This window comes from Halobacterium sp. NMX12-1 (genome assembly GCF_040435975.1).
GTDB lineage: Archaea > Halobacteriota > Halobacteria > Halobacteriales > Halobacteriaceae > Halobacterium > Halobacterium hubeiense.
Genome location: NZ_CP159204.1, coordinates 2,028,657 through 2,052,397, shown reverse-complemented (window position 1 = coordinate 2,052,397; position 23,741 = coordinate 2,028,657). Strand labels below are relative to the sequence as shown.

At 70.1% G+C, this 23,741-nt stretch carries 25 protein-coding genes and 1 tRNA gene; 10 read left to right on the top strand and 16 right to left on the bottom strand.

From position 1 onward, the window contains the following. Positions 1-256 precede the first annotated feature (256 nt). A tRNA-Ser gene (locus ABSL23_RS12520) sits at positions 257-338 on the top strand. Between the two features lie 90 nt (positions 339-428). Next, positions 429-755 carry a DUF5785 family protein gene (locus tag ABSL23_RS12515; protein WP_082687196.1) on the top strand — a complete coding sequence of 109 codons (327 nt, stop codon included), beginning with the start codon at positions 429-431 and terminating at the stop codon, positions 753-755. 64 nt (positions 756-819) lie between these two features. Here the strand turns inward: ABSL23_RS12515 and udk are convergent, their stop codons facing one another. Then, positions 820-1,554: a uridine kinase gene (gene udk / locus ABSL23_RS12510; protein ID WP_353633962.1), complete on the bottom strand. Its 735-nt coding sequence runs from the start codon at positions 1,552-1,554 to the stop codon at positions 820-822. A 252-nt stretch (positions 1,555-1,806) separates the two neighbouring features. Between udk and ABSL23_RS12505 the strand changes: the two genes are divergently transcribed. From ABSL23_RS12505 to ABSL23_RS12495, 3 genes are all read left to right on the top strand, one after another. Further along, positions 1,807-2,352 (top strand): CBS domain-containing protein, encoded by a 546-nt coding sequence (locus ABSL23_RS12505; RefSeq protein ID WP_353633961.1) that lies wholly within the window; start codon positions 1,807-1,809, stop codon positions 2,350-2,352. A 198-nt stretch (positions 2,353-2,550) separates the two neighbouring features. After that, positions 2,551-3,747, top strand: coding sequence for a phosphoglycerate kinase (gene pgk, locus ABSL23_RS12500; protein ID WP_353633960.1), 1,197 nt, complete (start codon positions 2,551-2,553; stop codon positions 3,745-3,747). A gap of 37 nt (positions 3,748-3,784) precedes the next feature. Continuing rightward, a complete protein-coding gene (locus ABSL23_RS12495) occupies positions 3,785-4,261 on the top strand; it encodes a GNAT family N-acetyltransferase (RefSeq protein WP_353633959.1) in 477 nt (158 codons plus the stop codon). Positions 4,262-4,467: 206 nt separating this feature from the next. Here the strand turns inward: ABSL23_RS12495 and ABSL23_RS12490 are convergent, their stop codons facing one another. Then, the gene (locus ABSL23_RS12490; RefSeq protein WP_059056964.1) at positions 4,468-4,701 is read right to left on the bottom strand and encodes a DUF2249 domain-containing protein; all 234 of its coding nucleotides are present in this window, start codon (positions 4,699-4,701) and stop codon (positions 4,468-4,470) included. Between the two features lie 109 nt (positions 4,702-4,810). On the opposite strand from ABSL23_RS12490, the gene ABSL23_RS12485 reads away from it, so the two are divergent. Both ABSL23_RS12485 and ABSL23_RS12480 read left to right on the top strand, forming a co-directional pair. Continuing rightward, positions 4,811-5,044 carry a hypothetical protein gene (locus tag ABSL23_RS12485; protein WP_059056963.1) on the top strand — a complete coding sequence of 78 codons (234 nt, stop codon included), beginning with the start codon at positions 4,811-4,813 and terminating at the stop codon, positions 5,042-5,044. A 55-nt stretch (positions 5,045-5,099) separates the two neighbouring features. Continuing rightward, complete coding sequence (locus ABSL23_RS12480; protein WP_353633958.1) at positions 5,100-6,095, top strand: DUF5784 family protein; 996 nt, start codon at positions 5,100-5,102, stop codon at positions 6,093-6,095. Here the strand turns inward: ABSL23_RS12480 and ABSL23_RS12475 are convergent. The 3 genes from ABSL23_RS12475 to ABSL23_RS12465 are packed head-to-tail and all read right to left on the bottom strand — an operon-like array spanning position 6,092 to position 11,850. Beyond that, positions 6,092-8,128: a bacterio-opsin activator domain-containing protein gene (locus ABSL23_RS12475; protein WP_353633957.1), complete on the bottom strand. Its 2,037-nt coding sequence runs from the start codon at positions 8,126-8,128 to the stop codon at positions 6,092-6,094. The genes ABSL23_RS12480 and ABSL23_RS12475 overlap by 4 nt on opposite strands. Before the next feature lies 1 nt (position 8,129). Continuing rightward, complete coding sequence (locus tag ABSL23_RS12470) at positions 8,130-8,582, bottom strand: response regulator (protein ID WP_353633956.1); 453 nt, start codon at positions 8,580-8,582, stop codon at positions 8,130-8,132. Beyond that, a complete protein-coding gene (locus ABSL23_RS12465; protein WP_353633955.1) occupies positions 8,575-11,850 on the bottom strand; it encodes a PAS domain S-box protein in 3,276 nt (1,091 codons plus the stop codon). Before ABSL23_RS12465 ends, ABSL23_RS12470 begins: the two co-directional genes overlap by 8 nt. Positions 11,851-11,944: 94 nt before the next feature. On the opposite strand from ABSL23_RS12465, the gene ABSL23_RS12460 reads away from it, so the two are divergent. Further along, positions 11,945-14,341, top strand: a complete 2,397-nt coding sequence (locus tag ABSL23_RS12460; RefSeq protein WP_353633954.1) for an ATP-dependent DNA helicase — start codon at positions 11,945-11,947, stop codon at positions 14,339-14,341. A gap of 27 nt (positions 14,342-14,368) precedes the next feature. On the opposite strand, the gene ABSL23_RS12455 is transcribed toward ABSL23_RS12460, so the two are convergent. Beyond that, entirely contained in the window at positions 14,369-14,560 is a 192-nt protein-coding gene (locus ABSL23_RS12455; protein WP_353633953.1) for a hypothetical protein, read from the bottom strand. A 122-nt stretch (positions 14,561-14,682) separates the two neighbouring features. Further along, a complete protein-coding gene (locus ABSL23_RS12450) occupies positions 14,683-15,648 on the bottom strand; it encodes a Gfo/Idh/MocA family oxidoreductase (RefSeq protein WP_353633952.1) in 966 nt (321 codons plus the stop codon). A gap of 102 nt (positions 15,649-15,750) precedes the next feature. Here ABSL23_RS12450 and ABSL23_RS12445 point away from each other — a divergent pair, with 102 nt between their 5' ends. Next, positions 15,751-15,918, top strand: a complete 168-nt coding sequence (locus ABSL23_RS12445; protein WP_169793400.1) for an HEWD family protein — start codon at positions 15,751-15,753, stop codon at positions 15,916-15,918. Here the strand turns inward: ABSL23_RS12445 and ABSL23_RS12440 are convergent. Continuing rightward, complete coding sequence (locus tag ABSL23_RS12440) at positions 15,915-16,127, bottom strand: helix-turn-helix domain-containing protein (protein ID WP_059056955.1); 213 nt, start codon at positions 16,125-16,127, stop codon at positions 15,915-15,917. The genes ABSL23_RS12445 and ABSL23_RS12440 overlap by 4 nt on opposite strands. A gap of 88 nt (positions 16,128-16,215) precedes the next feature. Here ABSL23_RS12440 and ABSL23_RS12435 point away from each other — a divergent pair, with 88 nt between their 5' ends. Next, entirely contained in the window at positions 16,216-16,731 is a 516-nt protein-coding gene (locus ABSL23_RS12435) for an acyltransferase (protein ID WP_353633951.1), read from the top strand. On the opposite strand, the gene ABSL23_RS12430 is transcribed toward ABSL23_RS12435, so the two are convergent. The 8 genes from ABSL23_RS12430 to ABSL23_RS12395 all read right to left on the bottom strand — a co-directional run bounded on the left by ABSL23_RS12430 (position 16,728) and on the right by ABSL23_RS12395 (position 23,737). After that, entirely contained in the window at positions 16,728-17,291 is a 564-nt protein-coding gene (locus tag ABSL23_RS12430; RefSeq protein ID WP_353633950.1) for a hypothetical protein, read from the bottom strand. The genes ABSL23_RS12435 and ABSL23_RS12430 overlap by 4 nt on opposite strands. Further along, on the bottom strand, positions 17,288-18,064 hold the full coding sequence (locus tag ABSL23_RS12425; RefSeq protein ID WP_353633949.1) for a mechanosensitive ion channel domain-containing protein: 777 nt from the start codon (positions 18,062-18,064) through the stop codon (positions 17,288-17,290). The genes ABSL23_RS12430 and ABSL23_RS12425 overlap by 4 nt, the downstream gene beginning before the upstream one ends. A gap of 1 nt (position 18,065) precedes the next feature. Then, the gene (gene dacZ / locus ABSL23_RS12420) at positions 18,066-18,878 is read right to left on the bottom strand and encodes a diadenylate cyclase DacZ (RefSeq protein WP_353633948.1); all 813 of its coding nucleotides are present in this window, start codon (positions 18,876-18,878) and stop codon (positions 18,066-18,068) included. Between the two features lie 56 nt (positions 18,879-18,934). Next, positions 18,935-19,570, bottom strand: a complete 636-nt coding sequence (locus ABSL23_RS12415) for an IS6 family transposase (RefSeq protein WP_353633913.1) — start codon at positions 19,568-19,570, stop codon at positions 18,935-18,937. A gap of 97 nt (positions 19,571-19,667) precedes the next feature. Beyond that, positions 19,668-21,023 carry a hypothetical protein gene (locus ABSL23_RS12410; protein WP_353633947.1) on the bottom strand — a complete coding sequence of 452 codons (1,356 nt, stop codon included), beginning with the start codon at positions 21,021-21,023 and terminating at the stop codon, positions 19,668-19,670. Beyond that, positions 21,020-21,628, bottom strand: coding sequence for a hypothetical protein (locus ABSL23_RS12405; protein WP_353633946.1), 609 nt, complete (start codon positions 21,626-21,628; stop codon positions 21,020-21,022). The genes ABSL23_RS12410 and ABSL23_RS12405 overlap by 4 nt, the downstream gene beginning before the upstream one ends. Before the next feature lie 40 nt (positions 21,629-21,668). Then, a complete protein-coding gene (locus tag ABSL23_RS12400; RefSeq protein ID WP_353633945.1) occupies positions 21,669-23,141 on the bottom strand; it encodes an MATE family efflux transporter in 1,473 nt (490 codons plus the stop codon). Beyond that, positions 23,141-23,737: a TetR/AcrR family transcriptional regulator gene (locus tag ABSL23_RS12395; protein ID WP_353633944.1), complete on the bottom strand. Its 597-nt coding sequence runs from the start codon at positions 23,735-23,737 to the stop codon at positions 23,141-23,143. Before ABSL23_RS12395 ends, ABSL23_RS12400 begins: the two co-directional genes overlap by 1 nt. Between the last annotated feature and the right edge of the window lie 4 nt (positions 23,738-23,741).

The following is a 23,741-nucleotide window of genomic DNA, read 5'->3' as shown; positions in this document are numbered from 1 at the left end:
GCGTAATTAGCGCTCTATCGCCTAATTCCTCTATCGCTTCGAACGGCCGTCCGTCCGGCGCCGTCGTCGCTCCCCGAATTTCTCGCGAGAACACTTGCAAAACGGGGTGGGCGTGTTCCCGTCGCAACAAACCACCCCGAGTGCAATCGCCGCCCACTGCTCCACCATCGAACACTCGAAATCCGGGGGCGGGGGACTCCCCGACTGCCGGACAACGACAGTTTCAACCGTCCACTCGTCGTACGACCGCTCGCGTGGTGAGGTGGCAGAGCGGCCTATTGCGCCGGTCTTGAAAACCGGTGGCGTCAGCCTCCTGGGTTCAAATCCCAGCCTCACCGCTGACTTCTCCGCGACTCGTCGCCCGAGCAGTCGAAAACCCCTGCGCGGATTGAGAAACGGTTTTGGGGCCGGCGGCGAACGTCACGGGTATGGCAGAGATGGAAGACCCCTCGGGCCGGGACTGGGTCCACGACCCCGACGGCGAGAAGGGCAGCGAGGGCGGCCGCAACTACGACATGGCGGTCCTCTCGAAGATGACCGACGAGGAAGACGACTTCCCGCTGGAGAAATCGGCGTTCGTCGAGGAGTTCGGCGACTGGCCGGTCCGCGTCAACCACGAGAAGGTGCTCTCCGTCGAGGAAATCTTCGAACACGTCGAGGAGGACACCTTCGAGACGAAGGTGGACTTCCACAAGGCGGTCGGCGACGGCCTGCGCCGCGCGAACGTCTGGGACTACCACCCGCCCGAGCGGTAGGCCGGCGACAGTCGATTCTCCTCCGTACCGACGACAGAACTACCGCGCACTCACGCTTCCCGCGCTACTCCGAGTTCTCGGGCGCGCTCGCGTCGGTTTCCGCCTCGTTGTCGTCGTCGGCGTCGCCGTCCGTGAACTCGCGCTCGTAGCGCTCCTCGTCGCCGCGCACCGCCCACTCCGCCATCTCGGAGCTCTCGGCCTGCACTTTCTCTTCGAGGAGGTTGACCGCGACGGCGTTGGCGCCCTCCGGGATGATGATGTCGGCGTCCTTCTTCGTGGGTTCGATGAACTGCTCGTGCATCGGCTTCACCGTCGAGAGGTACTGGTCCATCACGCCCTCCAGCTCGCGGCCGCGCTCGACGACGTCGCGCTCGATGCGCCGGAGGATGCGGACGTCGGCGTCGGTCTCGACGTAGATGTGGAGGTCGAGCATGTCGTTGACGTCCTCGTCGTAGAGCGCGAGAATCCCCTCCAGCACGATGACGTCGGTGGGCTCGACGGTGACTCGCTCCTCCTTTCGGAGGTGCTCGGAGAAGTCGTACTGGGGCATCTCGACGGCCTGCCCGGAGAGCAGCGCGTCGAGGTGTTCCTGCAGGAGGTCCCACTCGAACGCCGAGGGGTGGTCGTAGTTGACGGTCGCCCGCTCCTCGAAGTCCATGTGGCTGAGGTCCTTGTAGTAGTTGTCCAGCGGGATGAGGGTGGCCGCCTCCTCGACGTTGTCGGTAATCTCGCGCGCTACCGTCGTCTTGCCGGCGCCCGTGCCCCCGGCGATGCCGATAGCGAACGACGGGATGGTCATTGCTACACGCGAGGGGAGGCAGCGGTGTTGAATCCCGCGGTTCGGCGCCGTCAGCGCTGCCACGTCCTCCTCTCGCGGCGACAGGTACGGGACCGCGGTGACAGTCACGGCTCCACGATGACAGTCACGCGGCCACCGGACGCGCGACGACCATCCCGCTGGCGCGCCGCATCGGTCCCACAGACCTTCGCTGCCGCCCCTCATACGCGTTGTGGGGATACCTTTTAGCCCGACTGCGTGCTACGTGTTCACATGACGCAGTTAGCGCTCAGGGACGTGCTCTCACAGGAGTTCGTCGGCGTCAGCGAGTCCGACGAACTCCTCGACGCGGTGGAACTGATGCGGGCGGAGAACACCAACAGCGCGGTCGTCCTCCGGGGCACCGAGCCGGTCGGCGTCGTCACCGCCGAGTCCGTGATGGACGCGCTGCTGGACGGCCACGACCCGAACGCGGTCACCGCCGCGGACGTGATGGACGGCCCGCCCGAGTCGCTGTCGCTGGACGCCTCGGTCGCGGACGCTGCCGACCTGATGGGGCGGACGGGCGACCCGCGCGTGCTCGTCACCGACGACGACGGCGTCCACGGGGTCGTGGAAGCCCGCGACGTCGCGCCGACCGTCGAGAAACAGCTCCGCGGCGCGCCCGCGGCCCCGTCCACGCCGCCGACGGGCAGCGAGCAAGCGCCCTCGGCGGACAGCTACAGCGAGCAGGGGGTCTGCGAGAGCTGCGGCGGCCTCGCCCACGAACTCGTGGACGTCAACGGCCAACTGCTCTGTCCCGAGTGCCAGCCGGTCTGACGCCGGCGTGTCAGCCGGTCTGATAGCGGAGTATCAGTCCGTCTGCCGTCCACGGACTCGCCGCCACGTCCCATCCCACAACCGACCCCGAGCGCACGCCGCCGACGTTTACTCGCGTCCGAATACCCGAATTCGGGCGCGTGACTGGCCGCGACGTACAGAAACGCCTATGCCCGCCGCTTCTCTCGGTCCCACCACATGGCGATACGGACCCTCGACGACCTCGACGCCGCGGACGCCGCAGTCGGGGTGCGGGTCGACATCAACAGCCCGCTGGCCGAGGACGGAACGCTCGCCGACGACGCCCGCCTCCGGGCGCACGTGGACACGCTCGACGAACTGCTCGACCGCGGCGCGCGCGTCGCGATTCTCGCCCACCAGGGGCGGCCGGGCGGCGACGAGTTCGAGCGCCTCGAAGCCCACGCCGACCGGCTCGACGAACTGCTCGATAACCCGGTCTCGTACTGCGACGCGACGTTCTCCGCGGAGGCGCGGGACGCCGTCGACGCCCTCGACGCGGGCACCGCGGTCCTGCTGGAGAACACGCGCTTCTACAGCGAGGAGTACATGGAGTTCTCACCGGAGCGCGCCGCGGAGACGTTCCTCGTCGCGCGGCTCTCCCCCGTGCTGGACGCGTACGTCAACGACGCGTTCGCGGCCGCGCACCGCTCGCAGCCGTCGCTGGTCGGGTTCCCCGAGCGACTGGAGTCCTACGCGGGCCGCGTGATGGAGACCGAGCTGGACGTGCTCGGCGCCATCGAGGAGACGCCGACGCCGCGGACGTACGTCGTCGGCGGCGCGAAAGTCCCGGACTCCGTGACGGTCGTCGAGCACGCGCTCGCGAACGACCTCGCCGACGACGTGCTGGTCACCGGCGTCGTCGGGAACGTCTTCCTCACGGCGGCCGGCGTCGACGTCGGCCGCGCGAGCACGGAGTTCATTCAGGACCGCGGCTACGAGGCCGCAATCGAGCGCGCGGACGCGCTCCTCTACGAGTACGGCAACCACATCCACGTGCCCGAGGACGTCGCCGTCGAGCGCGACGGGGAGCGCGTCGAACTCGGCGTCGAGGAGCTCCCGCCGGGGCGCGACGAACCCCTCAAGGACGTCGGCAGCGACACGGTCGCCGCGTACGCCGACGTCCTCGAATCGACCGGCACCGCGATTCTCAACGGGCCGGCGGGCGTCTTCGAGGAGGCGGCGTTCGCGGACGGCACGCGCGGCGTCTTCGAGGCGGCGACGCGCGCGGACTACACCATCGTCGGCGGCGGCGACACGGCGGCGGCCATCCGGCAGTTCGGCCTCTCGGGGTTCGAGCACGTCAGCACCGGCGGCGGCGCCGCACTCCGACTGCTCACGGGCGAGTCGCTCCCGGCGGTGGAGGCGCTTCGATGACGGCGGCGCCGACGACACCGGCCGTGGGGGGACGCGGATGGAGGTGACGACTGCAACGGGGGACGACGTCGCGGCCGTCACGGAACTGTGGATCGCTCTCGCCCGCGAGCAGCGCGCGCACGGGTCGCACCTGCGCGCCGCGGAGAACCGCGAGCAGGCCCGCGACCTCGTCGCGCAGTACGTCCACACAGGCGACTGCGCGGTCGTCCGGCGCGGCGGCCAGCCGGTCGGGTTCGTGATGTTCCACGTCGAGACGGGCTTTTTCGAGACGGACGCCACGCGCGGCGTCGTGGACAACCTCTACGTGGTGGCGGACGCCCGCGGCGAGGGCGTCGGCTCGGCGCTGCTGGACTACGCCGAGCGGCAGCTTCGCGACGCGGGCGCGGACGTGCTCGCCGTCGAGGCGCTGTGGGACAACGAGGCCGCGCGCCGCCTCTACGAGCGCCGCGGCTACGCCCCGCACCGCGTCACGATGGAGAAAGCAGCCGGCGACGAGCGCGACGACGCCGACTGACCGGCCGTGCGCGGCGCCGAATGTGGCGCCGAGTGTGGCGCAGCGGAGGTGAGGAAAGTGTGGTGAGGAGATGGAAGTGTGGTGATGAGAGGGAAGCGTGGTGATGGGAGTGCCGACGCGCGGGCGCCGCGCGCCGGCGGTGGGTCGGGAGTGCCGGCGTGTTGCCGGCGGGTGAGGCGGGTACGACGCAGGAGGCAGTCTCCGGGTCAGGCCTTCGGGAGTTTCGCGACGAACTCGCTGGGGCCGCGCTGTTCGACCTCGTAGGCGTCCGCGTCGAAGGAGTCGACTTCCGCCTGCATCTCGTAGAACAGCGGCTTGGGCTCGTGGTCGTTGACGAGTTCCAGCGCCTCGCCGCTGTCTAACTCCTCGAAGGCGTCGTGTATCTTGGGGTGGCGCTCGGGCGGCGGTACCTCGCGCAGGTCGAGTGTTTTGGCTGCCATCGCAGTCGAGGGTTGGCCGTCGCCGCGGGAGCGTGTTCTCCCGAATATATTCGCTCGAACCGCCGAAATGGCCGAAACGTTCATTACAGACACTGTGGTACGTAGTGACATGACACAATCGTCGTCAGACCTGCGCCTCGGTCAACCGGTACGCGTCGCGCGGCAGTCCGCCGACAAGGCGAAGCTCGCGGTTCACGGCTACGACCGCCACCAGCACTTCGGCGACGACGGCGTCGTCACCGACCTCCGGCCGGGCAGCGACGGGCCGCGCGTCGTCGTCCGCTTCGACGACTACGGCCGCGACGCCGTCACCTACGCGCCCGAGGAACTGGAGTTCGTCTAACCGCCGGCCCGCGCGCCGACGACAGACTCATCACTGCCGCCGACCAACGCCGAGTGTGGCGAAACCGCTGCGGTTCCGGCGCTCGACCGAGTCGTGGAGTGCCGACCGCGTCCGCGACCTGCTCTACCGGGACCTCGACGACAACCTCGGCGCGAGTAGCTCGACGCCGTGGTTCAAACCCCCCGAGGGGTACGACGCGCGGCGCTTCGACGTGGACAACGGCGACACCGCGCTGTTCTGCTGGAACCGCGACGGCGGCTGGTGGCTCGGCAACACCGAGACGCCGGAAGCGCTGTGGCGCACGGACAAGCAGTCGTTCGCCGAAGCCCCCGAGGACGTCTCCGAGTGGGCGCAACGCGAGTTCCTCGCGGAGCTGCACGAGCAGTCGCCGTGGCTCGCGGACTACCCCACGTTGTCGTGGTTCTTCCTGCCCGTGTTTATGTCGAAGGACGGCCGCGAGACGACGCGCGCGTTCTTCAGCGAGCACGCCGCGGGCTTCCCGGACGCCGACCCCGCGGACGCGCTGGCGTTCTACGAGGAGTTCCTCGACACCGGCGTCCTCGACGACGAGCGACACGTGATGGCCGGGAAGCTCGGCACCTCCGAGTTCCTCGACTTGGCGCGCGCGAGCGCCGCGATGAGCGAGTTCCACGCCGCGTGGCTGCTCCACGAGGCCGGCTACGAGATTACGCCCGAAATCGAGGTGACGACGGGCCACTCGCTGGACTTCCGCGCGGACCGCGAGGGCGAACACGGCGTGCTCGTGGAGGTGACGCGGCCGGTGCCGACGAACGACCGCGCCGCCGACACCCCGATTCGCGCCGTCAAGGAGACCGCGGAGACGAAGACCAGCGGCCAGCTGGAAGCCCACGGCGGCGGCGCCGTCCTGTTCGTGGACTGCTCGTCGTTCCCCGACGACGAGTGGCGCCGCGTCCGCGGCGAACGGCCCGACGTCGGCCACCGGCCCGCGGTCGTCTTCCGCGTGCGGCCGGACGGCTCCGTGGACGGCTACACGAAGGGGTCGGTGCCGCTCTCGCTCCCGCAGTTCTAATCCGCGGCGTCGTCGCCGACGAGGCGCGCGAAAATCTTGTTCTCGGCGGCGCGCAGGTGCTGTGAGAACGTCGGCCCGGAGATGTCCAGCGACTCGGCGACGTCCTCGCCGCTGGTCGCGCGCGGCCACTCGAAGAAGCCCGCGTAGTACGCCGTCTCGACGACGGTGCGCTGGCGCTCGGTGAGCGTGTCCGACCAGACGTCCGCGAGGTGGTCGGCGCGCTGGTCGCGCTCGGTGACCTGCCGGCGCGCCACCGCCTCCGCGGAGTCGTACGCGTTCCGAATCGCGCTCACGACCTCCCGGACGTCGGTGTCCTGCGGGAACTGTGCGGTCAAGCGGAGGTCCTCGCCGAGGACGACCCGCCGGACCGACCCGCCCAGCGATGCCACCTCCGACATCAGCGGCGGGTCCGACAGCCGGAGTTCGAACCGCACGCCGTCGACGTCCTCCCCCACGACGTCAAACGACTTCCAGAACGACACAGTCTCCGTGAATCGCCGGAGGTCGTCGACGCCGTCCTCGTCGACGGTGCCGTAGACGAGGAACTCGCCGTCGTCGACGGAGACCGTCCGCTCCAGCGCTATCGGCGTCTCCGGGACGGTGTCGGCACCGACTGCGTCCGCGATTTCGCGGACCCGGAACTCCAGTTCGACGACCGCGTCGCTCATCAGCGCCTGCTTTCGCTCGGCGGCCGCGATGGCGTGCCCGACGAGGTGCCCGAGGTGCTCGACGACGGTGCGCTCCTGCTCGCGGAACGCGTCCGAGCGGTCGGCGTAGACGTTCAGCACGCCGTAAGTGGTGTCCTCGTGGCGAATCGGGATGGCGGCCGACGACCGGAAGCCGTACTCGTCGGCGAGGTCGCGCCACCGCTCGTAGTCGCTGTCGTCGTCGACGTCGAGGACGGTCTGCATCTCGCCGGTGCGGAGCGCGCGCCCGGTCGGCCCCTCGCTGGCCGGGTCGCCGGGCGCCACGGACAGCGACACGTCGTCGAGGTAGCCGTCCGTACCGGCGCTGGCGCGCACGTTCACTTCCTGGGTTTCGGGGTCGGGCTCGCCGACCCACGCGAACTCGTAGGACGGCGACGCCGCGAGGCGCTCGCAGGCGATGCGCTCGATCTCCTCGCGCGTGGACTGGTCGACGACCGCGCCCGCGACCCCGTTGACGACGTCGTTCAGTTGGTTCAGCGCGGCGAGGCGCTCGCGCTGGGCTTCCAGCCGGCGCTCGTACTCGCGTTGCTCGGTGACGTCGCGGGTGTAGACGACGAACCCGTCTATCGCGGGTTCGTCGCGGAGGTTCCGGCCGCGCGCGTCGAGGAACACCCACGAGCCGTCCGCACACCGGAGCCGGAAGTCCACCGTCGCGCGGTAGTCGGGGTCGCCCGCGAGCCGGTCGAACTCCTCGCGGACCGCGACCTGGTCGTCGGGGTGGACGTACTCGAAGGCGTTCTCGCCGGCCAGCTCGTCGGGGTCGTACCCGAGCACGTACTCGGCGGAGGGCGTGACGTACTGGACGGTGCCGTCGGGGTCGACGATGGCGTTGACGTCCGTGGACTCCTCGATGAGCGTCTCGTAGCGCTTCTGCTCGCGGCGGTGCGCGCGCCGCTCGATGGCGTGGTGAATCGAGCGCACGAGCAACTCGGGGTTGATCTCGTCTTTCACGAGGAACTCCTCGGCGCCCCGGCGCAGCGCCTCCATCCCGACCTCGCGGTCGGTGAGCCCGGTCAGGACGACGACCGGGACCGCTGCGTGGTGGTCCAGCAGCGTCGTGAGCGTCTCCAGCCCCGTGCTGTCGGGGAGCCCGAGGTCGAGGAGGACGACGTCGGCTCCGGCGTCGTCGAGGTAGTCGAGGGCGTCGTCGAGGCGCGACTCGTGGACGAGCGGCTCTCGCGCCCCGTCGGTCCGGTCCACGAGCGCGTCGCCGTCGAACGACCGGGCTTCCAGCGAGACGGCGTCGTCGAGCAGCTCGCGGATGTAGCGGGCGTCTCCGGGGTTGTCCTCGACCAGCAGGATTCTCGGGCGGGCGTCCTCGCTCATGTCACTCCGGGGTCGGCGGCAGTTCCACGAGCGTCAACCAGAACCGCTCGAAGGACCGAATCACGTCCACGAACTCGTTGGGGTCGATGGGCTTCGTGAGGTACGCGTTCGTGTGCTGTTCGTAGCTTCGCGCGACGTCCTCCTCGGCCTCGGAGCTGGTGAGGACGACGACCGGAATCGTCCGCAGGTCGTCGTCGGACTTCACCGCTTCGAGGACGTCGAGGCCGTCGACTTTCGGGAGGTTCAGGTCGAGCAACATCAGGTCGGGGCGCGGGGCGTCGGCGTGGTCGCCGCGCTGGTGGAGGAAGTCGAGGGCGGCCTCGCCGTCGTTGACGTCGTGGAGGTCGTTGTTGATGTGCGCTTCCGCGAAGGCCTCCCGGGTGAGGCGCACGTCCCCGGGGTTGTCTTCGACGAGCAGGATGTCGACGGGGTCGCCGTCGCGGTGCTCAATCATCGCGTTGGTTCCTGTCGGGGATGGTGAAGTAAAACGTTGCCCCCTCGCCGGGCGTCGACTCCACGCGGACGTCGCCGCCGTGGCGCTCGACGATGCGCTGGACGAGCGCCAGCCCGACGCCGGTCCCCGGGTGTTCGTCGTGCGTGTGCAGCCGCTGGAACACCTCGAAGATGCGGTCGGCGTGCTCCGGGTCGATGCCGATGCCGTCGTCGCTGACCGCGACCACCCACTCGCCGTCGCCGCGCTCGGCGGACACGCGGACCGTCGGCTCCTCGCCGCCGTACTCGATGGCGTTGCTCAGGAGGTTTCCCAGCACCTGCCGGAGCTGGTCCTCGTCGCCGGCGACCGTCGGCAGCGACTCCGCGACGACGGTCGCGTCGCTGTCGTCGATTTTCACCTCGAAGTCCCGGCAGACGTCCGCGAACACCGCGTCGAGATCGACGCGCCCGAAGGAGTCGCCGCGGTCCACGCGGGAGTACTCCAGCAGCGCGTCTATCATCTCCTGCATCCGGTCGGCGCCGTCGACCGCGTACTCCAGGAACTCCCGGCCGTCCTCGTCGAGTTCGTCGCCGTACCGGTCCTCGATGAGCGAGAGGTAGCTGGAGACCATCCGCAGCGGCTCCTGGAGGTCGTGGGAGGCCGCGTACGCGAACTGTTCGAGGCGCTCGTTGGACTCCGCGAGGTCCGCGACGAGCTGCTCGCGCTCGGCGTCGTAGCGCTCGCGCTCGATGGCGTCCGCGAGGACGTTCGCGACGCTCTGCACGAAGTTGACGTCCTCCGCGGAGAACTGCTTGCGGCTGGTGTCGTGCGTCCCGAGGATGCCCCACGGCTCCTCGGGCGACCCGATGATGGTGCTGACGCCGCTCTCGACGCCGTGGGCGGTGAGCAGTTCGGGGCCGCTGAACCGGTCCTCGGCGGCAAGGTCGTCCACGACCACGGGCTCCTCGGAGACCAGCGTGTACCCCGCCTGCGAGTTCTCGTCGGCGTCCACGGTCGCGTTCCCGACGATGCCGTCGTCCCAGCCGACGCCCTGCCGCAACAGCAGTTCGCGCGCGTCGTCGTCGAGGTCCAACACCTTGCAGTAGTCGTTGTCGAGGGCGTCGGCGACCTGCTCGGCGGCCTGCGCCATCAGTTCGTCGAGGTCGTCGGCGTCGAGCGCGCGCTGCCCGAGGTCCGCGACCACCCGTTGCTGGTGCGCGCGGCGTTCGAGCGTGCGGTCGCGCTCGGCGCGCTCGGTGACGTCGGTCATCGTGATGACGCCGCGGGCCACGTCGCCGTCGTCGTACACCGGCATCCCGCGGACTTCGATGACGCGCTCGGAGCCGTCGGCGGCCTCGATGTCGTAGACGTCGGGCTCGACCACCGGCTCGCCGTCGAGCACGCGAGCGAGCGCGTACTCGTCGGATTCGACGCGCTCGCCGGAATCGGCCCACCACGCCGTGTACCGGTCGTACTCCTCGACTGACTCGGCGTCGAAGTCCGCACCACCCCAGATGCGTTTCGCGATGCCGTTGGCTTCTACGAGTTCGCCGTCGGCGTCTGCGACGATGACTCCGACAGGAAGCACCTCGAACAGCGTCGCCAGTTGCTCGCGGTGCTGCTCGATTTCCCGCTCGGCGCGCTTCTGCTCGGTGATGTCCGTAATCGCGCCCGGGAACGTCACCGCCTCGCCGTCCTCGCACTCGACGTGCCCGCGCGCGACCACCCAGCGCACGTCGCCGTCCGCGTCGTAGACGCGGTACTCCTCCTCGTAGTCGCTGCAGGTTTCGACGGCCTCGTCGATGGCGGCGGCGACGCGCTCGCGGTCGTCCTCGTGAATCGAGGCGACGAGCTCGGACAGCGGCACGCCCTCGCGGGCGCGCTCGGGGTCGACGCCGAACAGGCGCGCGAGCGCGGCGTCGGCGACGAACCGGTCCTCGGGGACGTGCCACTCCCACGTGCCGACCGCGCCCGCCTCCGCGGCGGCCTCCATCTGCTCTTTCGCGTTCGCGAGCGCCGCCTCGCGCTCCTGTTGGTCGGTGACGTCGACCGCGAAGCTCTGCCCCGCCGTGACCTCGCCGTCGGCGTCCCGGAGCGGGACCGCCCACACCCGGTAGGTGCGTCCGCCGAGCGTCGAGACGGCGCTGTCCGTCTCGCCGTCCAGCGCCCCGCGGAACACGGGTTCGAGGTCGGCGGCGGCGTCCTCGGGGAGCGCCTCCCAGATGGTCTCCCCCTCGACGTCGCCGGCGTCCAGCGGGAGGTCGTCCCACATCGTCCCGTCCACGAGCGTGTACCGGAGGTCGTCGTCGAAGACGCCGACGCCGCCGTTCGGAAAGTTCTGTGCGAGCGTGCGGTAGCGCCGCCGCGACGTTTCGAGCGCGTCGTTGCGCCGCTCCAGCCGCTCGCGGGTACGCCGCTGGGCGAGCTCGTAGCCGACCCACTCGGCCGCGAGGCCGACCAGCGTGACCTCCCACTCGGAGAACCCCTCCGGCCGCGGCGCCGAGTCCAGAAAGCAGAACGTCGCCTGCACGTCGCCGTCCACGACGACCGGCGCGCCGAGGAAACACGAGAGCCCGAGGTCGGCGTTGGCCGCGCGCTCCTCGAACCCCGGCGCGTCCGCCGCGATGTCCCGGAAGACGACGGTCTCCTCGGTCTCCACGACGCGCTCGCAGTTCGTCTCCTCGAGCGCGAACTCCTCGCCGAACTCGACCGGCAGCGCTCCCTCGCCGTCCACCAGTTCGAAGGCGTAGTCGCCGCCCTCGACTCTCGACAGCGACGCGTACTCCGTGCCGACGGTCTCCCGGACGACCGACAGCAGCGCCCGCGTCCGCTCCTCGAACGACCGGTCGGCGTCCGTCGTCACGTCGTAGACGTCGTGGAGGACGCGCTGGCGCTCCGCCGGGCCGTGCGTGGGCTCGTCGGTGTCGGTCGGGGAGAGCACGCCGACGGCGCCGGCTCCGCCGTCCGCCCTCACCCGCCGCAACTGCAACTCGAACGGCGCCGACTCGCCGCCGGCGGACTCGACGCTGACTGTGAGCGTCGCGTCTGAACTCCCGAGGTCGTCGAGCGCGCGCTCGACGCGGCCGGCGTCGTCACCGAACAGCGCCGCGAGCGGTTCGCCCACGACTTCCTCGCTCCCGTACCCCGTCTGTTCGACGAACTGCTCGCCGACGCCGGTGACCCGTCCGTCCGCGTCCACGTCGAGGACGGCGCCGTCCACGGCGGCCGCCAGCGCCTCGTACCGCCGGCGCGACACGCCTCCGTCGGCCGGCGCCTCCCCCTGTCTCATACGCACCCGAAGCGCGCTTTCACGGAAGAATCCACCGGCCCCCGCGGTCGGCAATCCGTACGTTCATACCGCGTGACGCCCCACCGTCTACCGAATGGGCGACGACGACTGGCGCGACTTCTTCGGGTTCGACGAGCCCTACGACCAGCAGGCCGACGCCATCGACGCGGCCATCGACGCCGGCGAGCGCGGCGGCTACCTCGCGATGGAGGGGCCCTGCGGCACCGGGAAGACGATGGCCGCGCTGACCGCGGCCGCCCAGCTCGTGCGCGGCACCGACGACTACGAGCGCGTGTTCGTCGTCACCCCCGTGAAACAGCAGCTCCAGCAGTTCGTCGCCGACCTCCGGCAGATGAATTCGGGGCTGGAGGAACCGCTGAACGGCGTCGCGCTCGTCGGGAAGCGCGACCTCTGCCCGTACGGCCGCGAAGACGTGTTCCCGCCGGACGCCAGCGTCCACGACCGCTGCGAGGACCTCCGGGAGAACACGGCGGGCCTCGTGGAGGCCGACGAGGGTGGCGGGAGCTTCGACGGGCAGGACGCCCGGGAACTGACGGAACTGCGCGCTGCGGACGCGCTCGACGAGCCGTGGTGGGACCCCGCGAAGGCCCGCGACCTCGCGCGCTCGGCCCGCGCGGACGCCGACCACAACCTCTCCGAGAACCCCCTGCGGACGGACGGCGCGGACTCGCCGTACGTCCCGGTCCAGCCGAGCGCGCCCGACGAGTTCGCCGACGGCGACCCGCCGCTGTTCTGCCCGTTCGAGGCCGACTGGTACGGCCGGAACAAGGGGTCGCCGGTCGGCTTCGACGTCGGCGACTACAACGTCGCCACCAGCGAGGACTTCCTGCCGGCGGCCGTCGAGTACGGCACCTGCCCGCACCGCGTCCAGCAGGTCATGCTCGACCACGCGGACGTCGTCATCGGGAACTACAACCACCTCTTCGACCCGAGCACGCGCGGGCTCACCGAACACCTCCTCGACGAGCGCACGTTCGTCGTGGTGGACGAAGCCCACCGCCTGGAGGAGCGCGTGCGCGACCTGCTCTCCGATAGGGTGGGCCGGCACACGCTCGCTCGCGCCCGCAACGACCTCCGGCAGCTGCTCACGACGGCCAAGCAGAGCGAGTCGAACCGCCAGCAGGTCCGGGACGAACTGAAGAGCTACGAGGTCTCCATCGACGCCGTCCGGGAGGCCGTGGAGTTCCTCGACGACGTCTCGGAGTGGCTCGACGACCGGGTGGCCGAGTACCTCGCCAACGAGGGCCACGACCCGAACCGGCCCCGCGACCTCCCCGAGTACGACCACGAGATTCCGCTCCGGGACCCCGAGACCGACGAGCCCGACGACCTCACGCGGTGGGCCGAACAGCACGGCTACACGGGCGGGCTGTGGCGGTCGCTGGCGGACATCGGCACCGCGGTCGCGGCGATTCTGGAGGACGACGGCGACCGCTCGGCGGTCTGCGGCGCGGTCGGCGTCACCCTCCAGCGGTGGTGGGAGCGCGACCACGCGACGTACTTCCGGGAAATCGAACTGGAGCACGCGCCCAAAGAGTCGGGGCGCGCCGGCGCGGCGTGGGCGGAGGCGTACACGCCCGCGCTCGTGACGTACAACTGCATGCCGGCACGCGCCCTCCGCGAGACGTTCGCGGGACTGGGCGGCGGCGTGCTGATGAGTGCGACGCTGGAGCCGCTGGACGTCTTCCGCGAGGTGACGGGACTGGACCGACTCGAAGCCGGCGCGGGCGACGCGGAAGCCCGGCCGGTCGTGGAGCGCCGTTACGATCTCCGATTCCCCGAGGAGAACCGCGCGAGCTTCACCGTGGACGCGACGCCGTTCACCGCGCGCAACCGCGGCGACCCCACCAGCGAGAACGACAACCAGACCCGCGAGCAGTACCGCTACGTCCTCCGCACCGTCGCGCGCTCGCCGGGGAACGTCCTCGTCTGCATGCCGAACTACCGGGAAGCGGCGTGGGCTGGCGACTACCTCGAAGACGCCGTCGAGAAGCCCGTGCTCGTCGACGAGTCCTCCAGCAACGAGGACACGGACGCGCTCAAGCGCCAGTTCTTCCGCGGTGACGGCAAAGTGATGGTGACCAGCACCCGCGGCACGCTCACGGAGGGCGTGGACTACGACGGCGACAAACTCGCGGCGTGCGCCGTCGTCGGCGTCCCGCTGGTGAACGTCGGGTCGCCCAGAGTCCGCGCGGTCCGCCGGGCGTACGCGGACGCGTTCGGCGAGGACCACGCCTTCGAGTACGCGCTGACGGTGCCGGCGGTGCGGCGCGCGCGGCAGGCCATCGGGCGCGTGATTCGCGGCCCAGAAGAGGTCGGCGTGCGCGGGTTCGTCGGCCAGCGGTACGTCGAGGGCGCGCGCCACTCCGTCTTCGAGTACCTCGGGCCCGGCGAGCGCGAGGAGTTCACGCGCATGACCCCGGAGTTCCTCGGCGACCAGTTAGACCTGTTCTGGAGCGAGCACGCCTGACCCCCACGACTCGGCCGCTGGAGGCACTCAGTCCTCGAACACGGCTGCTTCGACTCTGTTCACGGCTACCAGCCCCACGTATAGCGAGGCCACGACGAGCGCGAGTTCCGCGAACGTGGACAGCACGGTGGGCCGGTGGAAATACGACTTGGGAACGATGGCGAGCACGACGCCCGCCGTGAGTCTCGCCACTGCGAACATCCCCACGTACTTCACCACCGTCGAGACGGCCGACGTCGTAGTTTCTCGGTCCATGAGTTCGGTGAACGGCAGTCGTTCGGGTTCGCTCCTGCGTGCCGCGCGCGCCGGCTCGCTGGCAGTCGCGAACGGCGACGCCGCGACTACAGCGGAATCGTCTCGCCGGTCGCCGACGACTCGTAGATGGCGTCGATGGCGCGCATGTTCGCGACGGCTTCCTCGCCGTCGGTCAGCGGGTCGCGGCCGGCGTCCACGCTGGCCGCGAAGTGCTCGACTTCGCGCACGTAGGCGTCCGCCGGGTCGAACGTCTCCTCGACGGTCTTCTCGTCGGTCCCCCACCGCAGCACCGTCTCGGACTGGCCGGGGTTGAACGCGCCCTCGGTCTCCAGCCAGCCGTCGGTGCCCTCGACGCGGTAGCGCTGGTGGAGCCCGGTCTCGAAGCCGGCTTCGATGGTGGCGGTGGCGCCGTCGTCGAACTCGAAGGTCGCCGCGACCTCGGTGTCCACGCCCGCGTCGCGGCGGTCGTGGGTGTGGCCGGAGACGAGCGCGGGCTCGCCGAGGAACGTGCGCGCGGCGCTGACGGGGTAGCAGCCGACGTCCATCAGCGCGCCGCCCGCGAGGTCGGGGTCGAGGCGGACGTCCGGGCCGTCCCCGAGCTGGAAGCTGAACTCCGCGTGGACGTGGCGGAGGTCGCCGAGCTCCTCGCGGGCGACCTCGACGGCGCGCACCGTCCGCGGGTGGTAGCGGTACATGAACGCCTCCATCAGGGTGACGCCGGCGTCCGCGCAGTGCTCGACGACGTCGATCGCTTCCTCGGCGCCGGACGCCAGCGGCTTCTCGCAGAGGACGTGGAGGCCGGCGTCGGCGGCGCGCTTCGTCCACTCGGCGTGGAGGCCGTTCGGGAGCGGGACGTAGACGGCGTCGATGTCCGCGTCCAGCAGGGCGTCGTAGGAGTCGTACGTCTCGGGGATGCCGTGGCGGTCGGCGTACGCGGCCGCGGCGTCCGCGCTCCGGGACGCGACTGCGCGCACCTCGTGGTCAGTGGCGGCAATCGCGGGGACGACCGCTTCGTCGCCGATGTTCGCCGTGGAGAGAATGCCGAACTGCATGCCGGAGACGCGAGTCGCCGACGCCGTAACTGTTTGGACCGACGGCTGTCGAAATCGTCGCGGACAGAACACTCAAGCCGGCGGGCCGACTGCGTACGCGTGATGACCGAGATTCGAGCCCCGAGAGAGCGCACGTGCACGGAGTGCGGGCGCTCGGAGCGCTGGGACGACGAGACGGGGAACTGGCGCGTCGACGACGAGGTCGGGGACGTCTACTGCGTCCACTCGTGGGACGTCACGGGCACGTTCACGCCCGTCGAGGAGTCCTAGAGCGGACGGGTCGCGACGTAGCTGTCGCCGTCCTGCTCGACGACGCCGCGGCTGCGCAGCGTCTTGAGCACGCTGTACAGCGTGATGCGCGGCACGTCGAGTTCGCCGTGGAGTTCGTCCAGCGTCGCGCTCTCGTTCGTCGAGAGGTAGAGGTAGACCAGCTTCCCGCGCGGCGACTCCACCCCAGTCGGCAGCTGTCGAGTAGACATTCGTCGTTTGCCGACTGTAGTTCGACGATAATAAATCCTACCTTCGACAGTAGTCGTACCGGCGGCGCTGCGGGGAACACGTAGGTTCATGGCGACTGCCCGCGAACCCGCGAGCGTGTCGCGCCACGACCGCCTCGACCGGAATCCGACGCCCGGCCCCCGCAACTCCCTGTGGCAGTGGCCGGACGCCAAACACCCGCTGCGGGTCGCGCTCAACTACGTCGTCGTCGTGCTCGCGCGCATCTGCCCGAGCCTCCGCGCGAAGAACTGGCTGCTGCGCCGGCTCGGCGTGACCGTCGGCACCGGCGCCGCGTGGGGGCTCGAATCCACGCCCGACGTCTTCTGGCCGGAACTGGTCACCGTCGGCGAGGACGCCGTCGTCGGCTACGACGCCACGCTGCTGTGCCACGAGTTCCTCCAGGACGAGTACCGCACCGGCGAGGTCGTCGTCGGCGACCGCGCGATGGTCGGCGCCGGTGCAGTCGTCCTCCCCGGCGTCACTATCGGCGAGGACGCGCAGGTCGCCGCGAACTCGCTGGTCGTCGAAGACGTCCCCGACGGCGAGACCGTCGCCGGCGTCCCCGCGGAACCGCTGGACCGCTAGTGAGTCGCGCGGACGCGCTCGGCCGCCTCCTCGTCGTAGCTCCCCGGGACGAACACGCCGGTCGCGGCGAGCGCGGTGAGGCTCGCGAACGCGCCGCCGACCGAGAACGAGCCGACCGCGCGCAACACGGGGTCCACGGAGACGCCCGCGACGACGGCCGCCAGCGCGAACGCCACGAACGCCAGCACGAACGCCGCCCGCGCCTCCCGGAAGTAGGCCGCCGACGCGTACCAGAACGCCCGCAGGCGGCGCGCGAGCGTCGCCCGGTCGCCGGCCGCCGCGTCGGCCAGCCCGGCCGCGCCCGCGGCCGCCGTCACGCCCGCGCCGTAGCCGACCACGCCCGCGACCGCGAGCACGTAGACGCCCGCCCGCTCGTACACCGAGAACGAGCCCGCGGCGACGGCCACCAGCACGCTCGCGAGCGCGCCGAGCCACAGCGCCGCCCGCGCCCCGTGCTCGCGCGCCCACTCGCGGCGGTCGTCGCCGGCGACCGCGGCGTACCCGACGGCCGTCAGCACGGCCCACGTCCCGACCGTCGCGGCCGAAGCCACCAGACTCATTCGCGGACCACGACCACGCCGCGGTCGAACACGAGGTGGTTCGGGAGCACGTACTCCCGGCCGTCGTCCTCCACGCGCGTCACGAACACGTTCACCTCCTGCACGATGCCCTCGTGCTCGCCGATGGCGACGCGGTCGCCGATGCCGTACGGCTGGCGCAACAGGAGGTACGCGCCCGACGCCGCCGACGTCAACAGCTTGTGAGTGGCGACCGCGGTGAACAGGACGAGCGCCCCGACGTACGCCGCCAGCAACACCAGCAGCGCGTCTATCGCGACGCCGACCTGCGAGAGCGCGACCAGCGCCGCGACGAACAACACGCTGTACTTCACTACCTTCGGGAGAATCGACATCTCCGGCACCTTCACGCTGCGCAGCCGCTCGCTGACGAACAGCTCCGCCTTGTCGCCCGCGATGACGCCGAAGAACAGCACCGCGACCGCGATGACGACCGACGGCAGGAAGCCGACGACCGGATACCAGACCGCGTCCTGGACGGTGAGCTTCGCGACCTCCAGCGCCACCAGCACCGCGAACGCGTAGATTATCCACGACGTCAGCCGCGCGAGCAGCGACACCGTCGAGAACCCCACGTCGTGGGCCATCCGCTCGATGCTCGTCCCCTCGACGGCGTCGTCGACGCCCAGCGCCAACAGCAGGCGCTCGTTCACGCGGCCGACGAGGTAGCCGAGAATCAGTCCCGCGAACAGCACCGCGACGGCGAGCACGTACCGGAAGTCGGGGTCCAGTACCGGACTGAAGTCGACTTGCATGTCAGTACTCCTCGGGGTCCAGTTCGAGGACGAGTTCGCCACCCTTGAACGCCCGCACGAGGCCGTCGGACTCCGAGAGCACGATGGCGACCGCGGTCGTGTCCCGCGTGATGGCGCCCGCGGCCATGTGGCGCGCGCCCAGTCCCTTCGGGATGTCCGTGCCCTCCGCGCCCGGTTCGAGGTAGCGGTACGCGCTCACGATCTTCCCGGAGTCGCTGATGACGAACGCACCGTCCAGCCGCGAGAACTCCTTGAGCATCACGTTCACGATGGGGTCGCCGACGTGGACGTGGCTCTTCTCGAAGGGGTTGTAGGAGAGCGGCCGGGACTTGTTCATCACCTTCCCGGCGTCCCCGACGACGAACAGCGCGCCGACGGGCTCGCCCTTCTGTCCCTTGTTCCCGAGTTCGATGGCGACCTCGAAGACGTCCCGGATGACGCCGGGCTCGGCCCGCGAGTTCGCGAACAGGTCGTAGATGCCGGAGTGACGGGACTCGTCGACTTTCGTGCGCGCGACCATGTCCACGTCGTCGCCGAACAGCGGCGCCGCACAGCCGAGCGCGTCGCCGTCCTCGACGACGCCCTCCGAGAGCGCGCCCTCGATGCCGAACCGGATGCGCTCTTTGACGTCGTCGAACGCCAGCGGCAGCTCCACGAACGTCTCCGCGCCGACGGCGTTCTCCGTGGCGACGACCACCACGTCCGCACCTTCGACGTCTTTCACGCGGTCGTAGTACGCGCCGCTCGGCGAGAACACGAGCAACGCGTCGATGCCGTCGAGCACGTCCTCGAGGAGTTCCGGTGGCCTGGCCATTTACTGGAGGAAGCCGCCCCACGCGCAAAAAGGTTAGCGCCCACCGGCGGTAGTGTTCAGATTAGCTGATTCCATGCGAAGGCGAACGCTTGCAGCCAATTTTCGACAGTATCTGCTTCGGCGTGACTGAAACAGTTTGAGAACTGGTTGGTTCGGCGTTTTAGTTCTCGGAAAACACGTTCGATGCTGTTCCGATTACCGTGTTTTTCGTATCGGTAATCGAGGCCGTGTCGATGGAGTGCTGCTTGGAGCCACGGTGCAGAATCGACGAGAAAGACTGCGTCATCGACGAGATGTTTCTCGCGGAGTTCCGCAAGAAACATCTCGGTGATCGCTTGATTTCTCGTCGGAGCGAGCGTGACGTGCAGCAAGCGGTTGGTGTCGGGATTGACTGCGGCGTACAGCCAGAATCGTTCGTCGTTGAGTTGGATCACGGTCTCGTCGACCGCGACGTGATCCGGGTTCGCACCATTGAGGGGCTGTAGGTCGGCCTTCTGCACCCAGTTGTGAACGGTGGTTCGACAGCGTTCGACACCCAACCTATCGAGAATTGAAACGGTATCCGAAAGTGATAGTCCGGCCAGGTGGAGTCGGATACCGAGCTTCATCGCCGGCTCGGGTGTCGCCTCTCGCTCCAGAAAATCTAACTCGAAGCAGTCGCTACCACCGTCGAGGCGGGCGATTTCGAGCATAGACCACTCAAAAATCGTTCCGCCTCACTCTTCATCCTTATGTGAACACCGCCCACCGGCCGGCCGTCTGACAGTTGCCTGCCGTGATTCGCCGGCCTCACGCCGACTCGGAGCCGCCGCCCTCGCCGGCCGCGGCCCGCAGTTCGTCGCGGACGCGCTCGGCGACGGGCGCGACCGCGTCGGCGGCGTGCGCGACGAGCGCGTAGTTCGCGACGGCGTCCCGGACGTCGTTGCGGTTCGGGCGGCCGTCGTCGTACTCGTAGTCGCGGTAGCCGCCGAGTTCGTGGTCGGCGTCGTCGAACGTCTGTCGCGCCTGCCACGCGAAGCGGTCGGCCAGCGGCCCCGCGGCGACCGCTTCGAGCGCGTCCACGGCCCGCTGGCGCGCTTCGACGACGCCCTCCGTCGAGGACGGCATCCCGTACTCGCCGTCCCGGATGGCCTCGACGACGGCTTCGAGCGCCACGAGTGCGACGAGCGCGCGGCCGGTGCGGGTCACCGCTTGCGCGTACTCGTCGCGGCCGAACGCCGACTCGGTGGTCTCCACGGCGGTCCGTGCGTCCAGCGCCGCCCGGCTGAACAACCGCTCGGCCGGCGTGTCAGTGATTTCTCGGTCGAAGTCCGCCGGTTCGGCGTCGGCGCTGACGTACGGCGCGACGCGCCGCCGCGTGGACAGCGTCACCGCCTGCAACCGCGACGCGGCGGTCGCGACGGCGTCCCGGTAGCTGGTCATCGACGACTCCCGGTCGGCGTCCCGCAGCGCGGCGGCGTCGGCTACGTTTGCACTTGCCGCCTCCACGCCGCGGACCAGCGAACCCACCGTCGAGACCGCGCGCTTCGGGTCGTCCGGGAACGACTGCTCGGCGACCAACGCGTTCTCGGCGTCCCGCGCGAGCAGCTCCAGCCGCTCGTGGACGACGACCGCTTCGACGACGCTCCGGGCGCGGTACGCCCAGTCGCCGCGGAACGCGTGGAGGTCTTCGCGCACCGCCGCGCGGCGCTCCCGCAGCGCCTCGGGGTCGATGGTTCCGGTCGCGGCCGCGTAGGCACCCCGGACCTCGGCGGCCCTCGCGCGGTCGCGGCGCCACTCGTCCAGCGCGTCGAGCGTGGCGACGTCCCCGGGTGGGTCCGCGAGCGCGTCGGCGACGTCCGCGCGGTCAGCCGCGACTTCCTCCGCGACGGCCTCGTTCGGAATCTCCGGCTCCGCCGGCACCGCGGCGAGCAGTTCGCGGCCGCGCTCGTAGTGGTCGGCCGCGAGCGCGTCCGGGACGGGACCGGGGTACGTCGGCGACGCGGGCTCTGCGTCCGGCTCGGCGACGGACTGCAACCGCTCGGTGTCGTACTCAACGCCCCCGTCGTCGTCCCCGACGACCGGCAGGTCCGAACACCCCGCCGTCGCCGCGAGCGCGGCGCTCCCCGCGGCCGCGAGGAACGCGCGCCGGCTCCGCTCGGTCACGACTCGTCACCCCCGCTGTCGGCGACGACCGGGTCGGGGCGTCTATCGCAGCTGCTGCTCCAGCTCGACCCCATCGACGTGACGTCGTCCTCGACGAACGGGAACCGGATGGCGACCGCGACGGTCTGCCTGTCGCCGCTCGAACAGGCCACGTCCGCGGGTCGCAGGTACGAACAGAACGACGTCTGGAAGCCGTCGTCCTCCCGCCACACGCCGCGGAAGCGGAGGTCGTAGCACTCCCGGACCGACCGCTGCTGGAGGAGCGTGGACTCCGAGCCGTAGTCGGTCGCGCGCACGAACCCCGCCAGCTCCTCGGCCGGTTCGCTGCCGCCGAACGAGACGTCCGCGAGGTCGTCCTCGGTGGCGACGTACGCGTAGCCGCCGACCGCCGGTTCCTCGTCAGCGGGTCGATCGCCCTTCCAGAACACGGGCTCGGCGGCGGACGCGCGCACGGTCCGGAGGTCGTAGTCGGTCACTCGGTCGCCGCGCTCGTCGCCGGGCGGCTCCTCGAAGCCGTCGTCGTCGCTGCTGCTACACCCAGCGAGCGCTACCGCGGTCGCCGTGCCGACTGCGTGGAGGGCGCGCCGGCGAGACCAATCGGGCATCGACTACGCGTTCGTCGCGGGCCCCCAAAAGAAGTACAGGTCAGTCGTCGGTCGCGACGGCCTCCGCGTCGGCGACCTCCGAGTCCGTGAGGTCGACGTCGCGCCACGTGCCGCGCCGGTACCACAGGTAGGCGATGGCGGCGCCGACGACGTTCGAGACCGCGAACGACAGCCAGATGCCGGTCTCGCCCAGCGACTCCGCGGAGACCCACGCCACCGGGAAGCGAATCACGCCGAGGGTCAGCACGGAGATGGCGGCCGCGGTCAGCGTCTTCCCGGCGCCGCGGAAGCTCCCGGTGTACGCCCGCATGATGCCGATGAACCCGAACGTGAGCGCGACGTACCGGAGGAACTCCGCGCCGATGGAGACCACCTGGTCGGCGTTCTCCTGGCCGGCGCCGACGAACACGGAGACGATGGGTTCGGGCGCCACGAACACGAGGACGCCGACCACCGTGAGGAGGCCGAACAGGACTTTTGCGGCGAGGGCGGCGGCGGCCTCCGCGCGGTCGGGCTTCCCGGACCCGATGTTCTGCCCGGTCATGGTCTCGACGCCGCGGGCGACGGCGATGGCCGGGAGCACGATGACCGAGAACACCCGCGTGCCGATGCCGTACGCGGCCACCACGGGGTCGGAGAACGTCGCGACGATGAACAGCAGGAGGTTCATCGAGAGCGCCCGGCCCGTCCCCTCGATGGACGCGGGGACGCCGATGCGGGCGAGCCGGCGGAGGTACCCGAAGTCCGGCGCCATGTCCCGGAGGTTGATTTCGATGCCGCGGTTGCCGCGGAACATGATGGCGAGGCCGACCACGAGCGCGAGCGCGCGAGAGGAGACCGTCGCGACCGCCGCGCCCTGAATCCCCATCTCGGGGAACGCGACCGTGCCGACGACGGGCGCGTTCTCCACGACGGTCCACCCGAAGATGAGGAACGGGTCGATGACGATGTTCAGCACGACCGACCCGAACATCACCAGCATCGGCGTGATGGTGTCCCCGTAGCCGCGCATCAGCGCGATGAACACGGCGAACCCGAACATCGCCGCCAGCCCGAGCGCGACGACCTCCATGTAACTGGACGCCAGCGGGAGGACGTCCGCGGACGCGCCCATCAACGAGAGGAAGTCCCCGACGAAGAAGTAGCCGACGCCGCCCAACAGCAGCGACGCGAGGACGGCGAACGTGACCGTCTGAGAGGCGGCGTACTCGGCCTGTCGCTCTTCGCCGGCGCCGGTGTACTGGGCGACGAGGACGCTGCCGGCCACCGAGATGCCCATGCCAAGCGAGATGAGCAGGAACACCATCGGGAACGCGAAGCTGATGGCGGCGAGGGCGTCGGTGTTGTACTGGCCGAGCCAGAACGTGTCCGCGAGGTTGTACGCCGTCTGGAAGAGGTTCGTGACGACGATGGGCATCGCGAGGAAGAACAGCGGCTTCCCGATGCCGCCCGACGTCAGGTCGAACTCCTCGGGCCCCTTGAACGCGGCCGCGAGGCTGCTCCGCAGCCCCATCAGACCGTCACCTCGGCGCCGTCGGCGACCAGACGGGTCTCGACGTACTCCGCGAGCGTCTCGCGAATCCGGTCAAGCGGGTGGTTCACGGAGACGCGGCGCGTGTGCGCGCCCTTGATGGTCGTCACGAGGAACTCCGCGGTCGTCTCGGGGTCCACGTCGTCGCGGAACTCGCCGGCCTCGACGCCGGCCGCGACGACCGACTCGATGCGGTCGGCGAGGTAGCCGTCGAAGTCAGTGAGTCGCTCCCGGAACCCCTCGTCGTAGGGCGCCTGCGCCTTGATTTCCAGCATCGCCGTCCGGAAGTCGATGCCGGGGACGTCGCCGCCCTCCGCCAGCGAGAACTCCACGAGCGCGAGCAACTGCTCGCGGTGGGTCTCCCCGGACACGTCGTCGACGTGGTCGGTGTAGTCGTCGTAGAGGTCCTCCAGGAACGCCTCGAAGAGGTCGTGCTTGCTGTCGTAGTGGTAGTGAATCGTCGCCTTGCTCTTCTCGGAGTTATCTGCGATGTCCTGCACGGTGAGGTCCGCGTAGCCGTGCTCGCAGAGCGCGCGATACGTCGCCTCCAGAATCTCGTCGGTCGGTTGCGCCGCCATACTG

Coding starts and splice junctions, on each gene's coding strand:
- ABSL23_RS12425 (WP_353633949.1), bottom strand. CDS start 18,064: ATGCAAGTCGACTTCAGTCCGGTACTGGACCCCGACTTCCGGTACGTG.
- udk (WP_353633962.1), bottom strand. CDS start 1,554: ATGACCATCCCGTCGTTCGCTATCGGCATCGCCGGGGGCACGGGCGCC.
- ABSL23_RS12435 (WP_353633951.1), top strand. CDS start 16,216: ATGGCGACTGCCCGCGAACCCGCGAGCGTGTCGCGCCACGACCGCCTC.
- ABSL23_RS12440 (WP_059056955.1), bottom strand. CDS start 16,127: ATGTCTACTCGACAGCTGCCGACTGGGGTGGAGTCGCCGCGCGGGAAG.
- ABSL23_RS12460 (WP_353633954.1), top strand. CDS start 11,945: ATGGGCGACGACGACTGGCGCGACTTCTTCGGGTTCGACGAGCCCTAC.
- ABSL23_RS12505 (WP_353633961.1), top strand. CDS start 1,807: ATGACGCAGTTAGCGCTCAGGGACGTGCTCTCACAGGAGTTCGTCGGC.
- ABSL23_RS12475 (WP_353633957.1), bottom strand. CDS start 8,128: ATGAGCGAGGACGCCCGCCCGAGAATCCTGCTGGTCGAGGACAACCCC.
- ABSL23_RS12445 (WP_169793400.1), top strand. CDS start 15,751: ATGACCGAGATTCGAGCCCCGAGAGAGCGCACGTGCACGGAGTGCGGG.
- pgk (WP_353633960.1), top strand. CDS start 2,551: ATGGCGATACGGACCCTCGACGACCTCGACGCCGCGGACGCCGCAGTC.
- ABSL23_RS12415 (WP_353633913.1), bottom strand. CDS start 19,570: ATGCTCGAAATCGCCCGCCTCGACGGTGGTAGCGACTGCTTCGAGTTA.
- ABSL23_RS12485 (WP_059056963.1), top strand. CDS start 4,811: ATGACACAATCGTCGTCAGACCTGCGCCTCGGTCAACCGGTACGCGTC.
- ABSL23_RS12495 (WP_353633959.1), top strand. CDS start 3,785: ATGGAGGTGACGACTGCAACGGGGGACGACGTCGCGGCCGTCACGGAA.
- ABSL23_RS12395 (WP_353633944.1), bottom strand. CDS start 23,737: ATGGCGGCGCAACCGACCGACGAGATTCTGGAGGCGACGTATCGCGCG.
- ABSL23_RS12400 (WP_353633945.1), bottom strand. CDS start 23,141: ATGGGGCTGCGGAGCAGCCTCGCGGCCGCGTTCAAGGGGCCCGAGGAG.
- ABSL23_RS12405 (WP_353633946.1), bottom strand. CDS start 21,628: ATGCCCGATTGGTCTCGCCGGCGCGCCCTCCACGCAGTCGGCACGGCG.
- ABSL23_RS12490 (WP_059056964.1), bottom strand. CDS start 4,701: ATGGCAGCCAAAACACTCGACCTGCGCGAGGTACCGCCGCCCGAGCGC.
- ABSL23_RS12515 (WP_082687196.1), top strand. CDS start 429: ATGGCAGAGATGGAAGACCCCTCGGGCCGGGACTGGGTCCACGACCCC.
- ABSL23_RS12430 (WP_353633950.1), bottom strand. CDS start 17,291: ATGAGTCTGGTGGCTTCGGCCGCGACGGTCGGGACGTGGGCCGTGCTG.
- ABSL23_RS12470 (WP_353633956.1), bottom strand. CDS start 8,582: ATGATTGAGCACCGCGACGGCGACCCCGTCGACATCCTGCTCGTCGAA.
- dacZ (WP_353633948.1), bottom strand. CDS start 18,878: ATGGCCAGGCCACCGGAACTCCTCGAGGACGTGCTCGACGGCATCGAC.
- ABSL23_RS12450 (WP_353633952.1), bottom strand. CDS start 15,648: ATGCAGTTCGGCATTCTCTCCACGGCGAACATCGGCGACGAAGCGGTC.
- ABSL23_RS12465 (WP_353633955.1), bottom strand. CDS start 11,850: ATGAGACAGGGGGAGGCGCCGGCCGACGGAGGCGTGTCGCGCCGGCGG.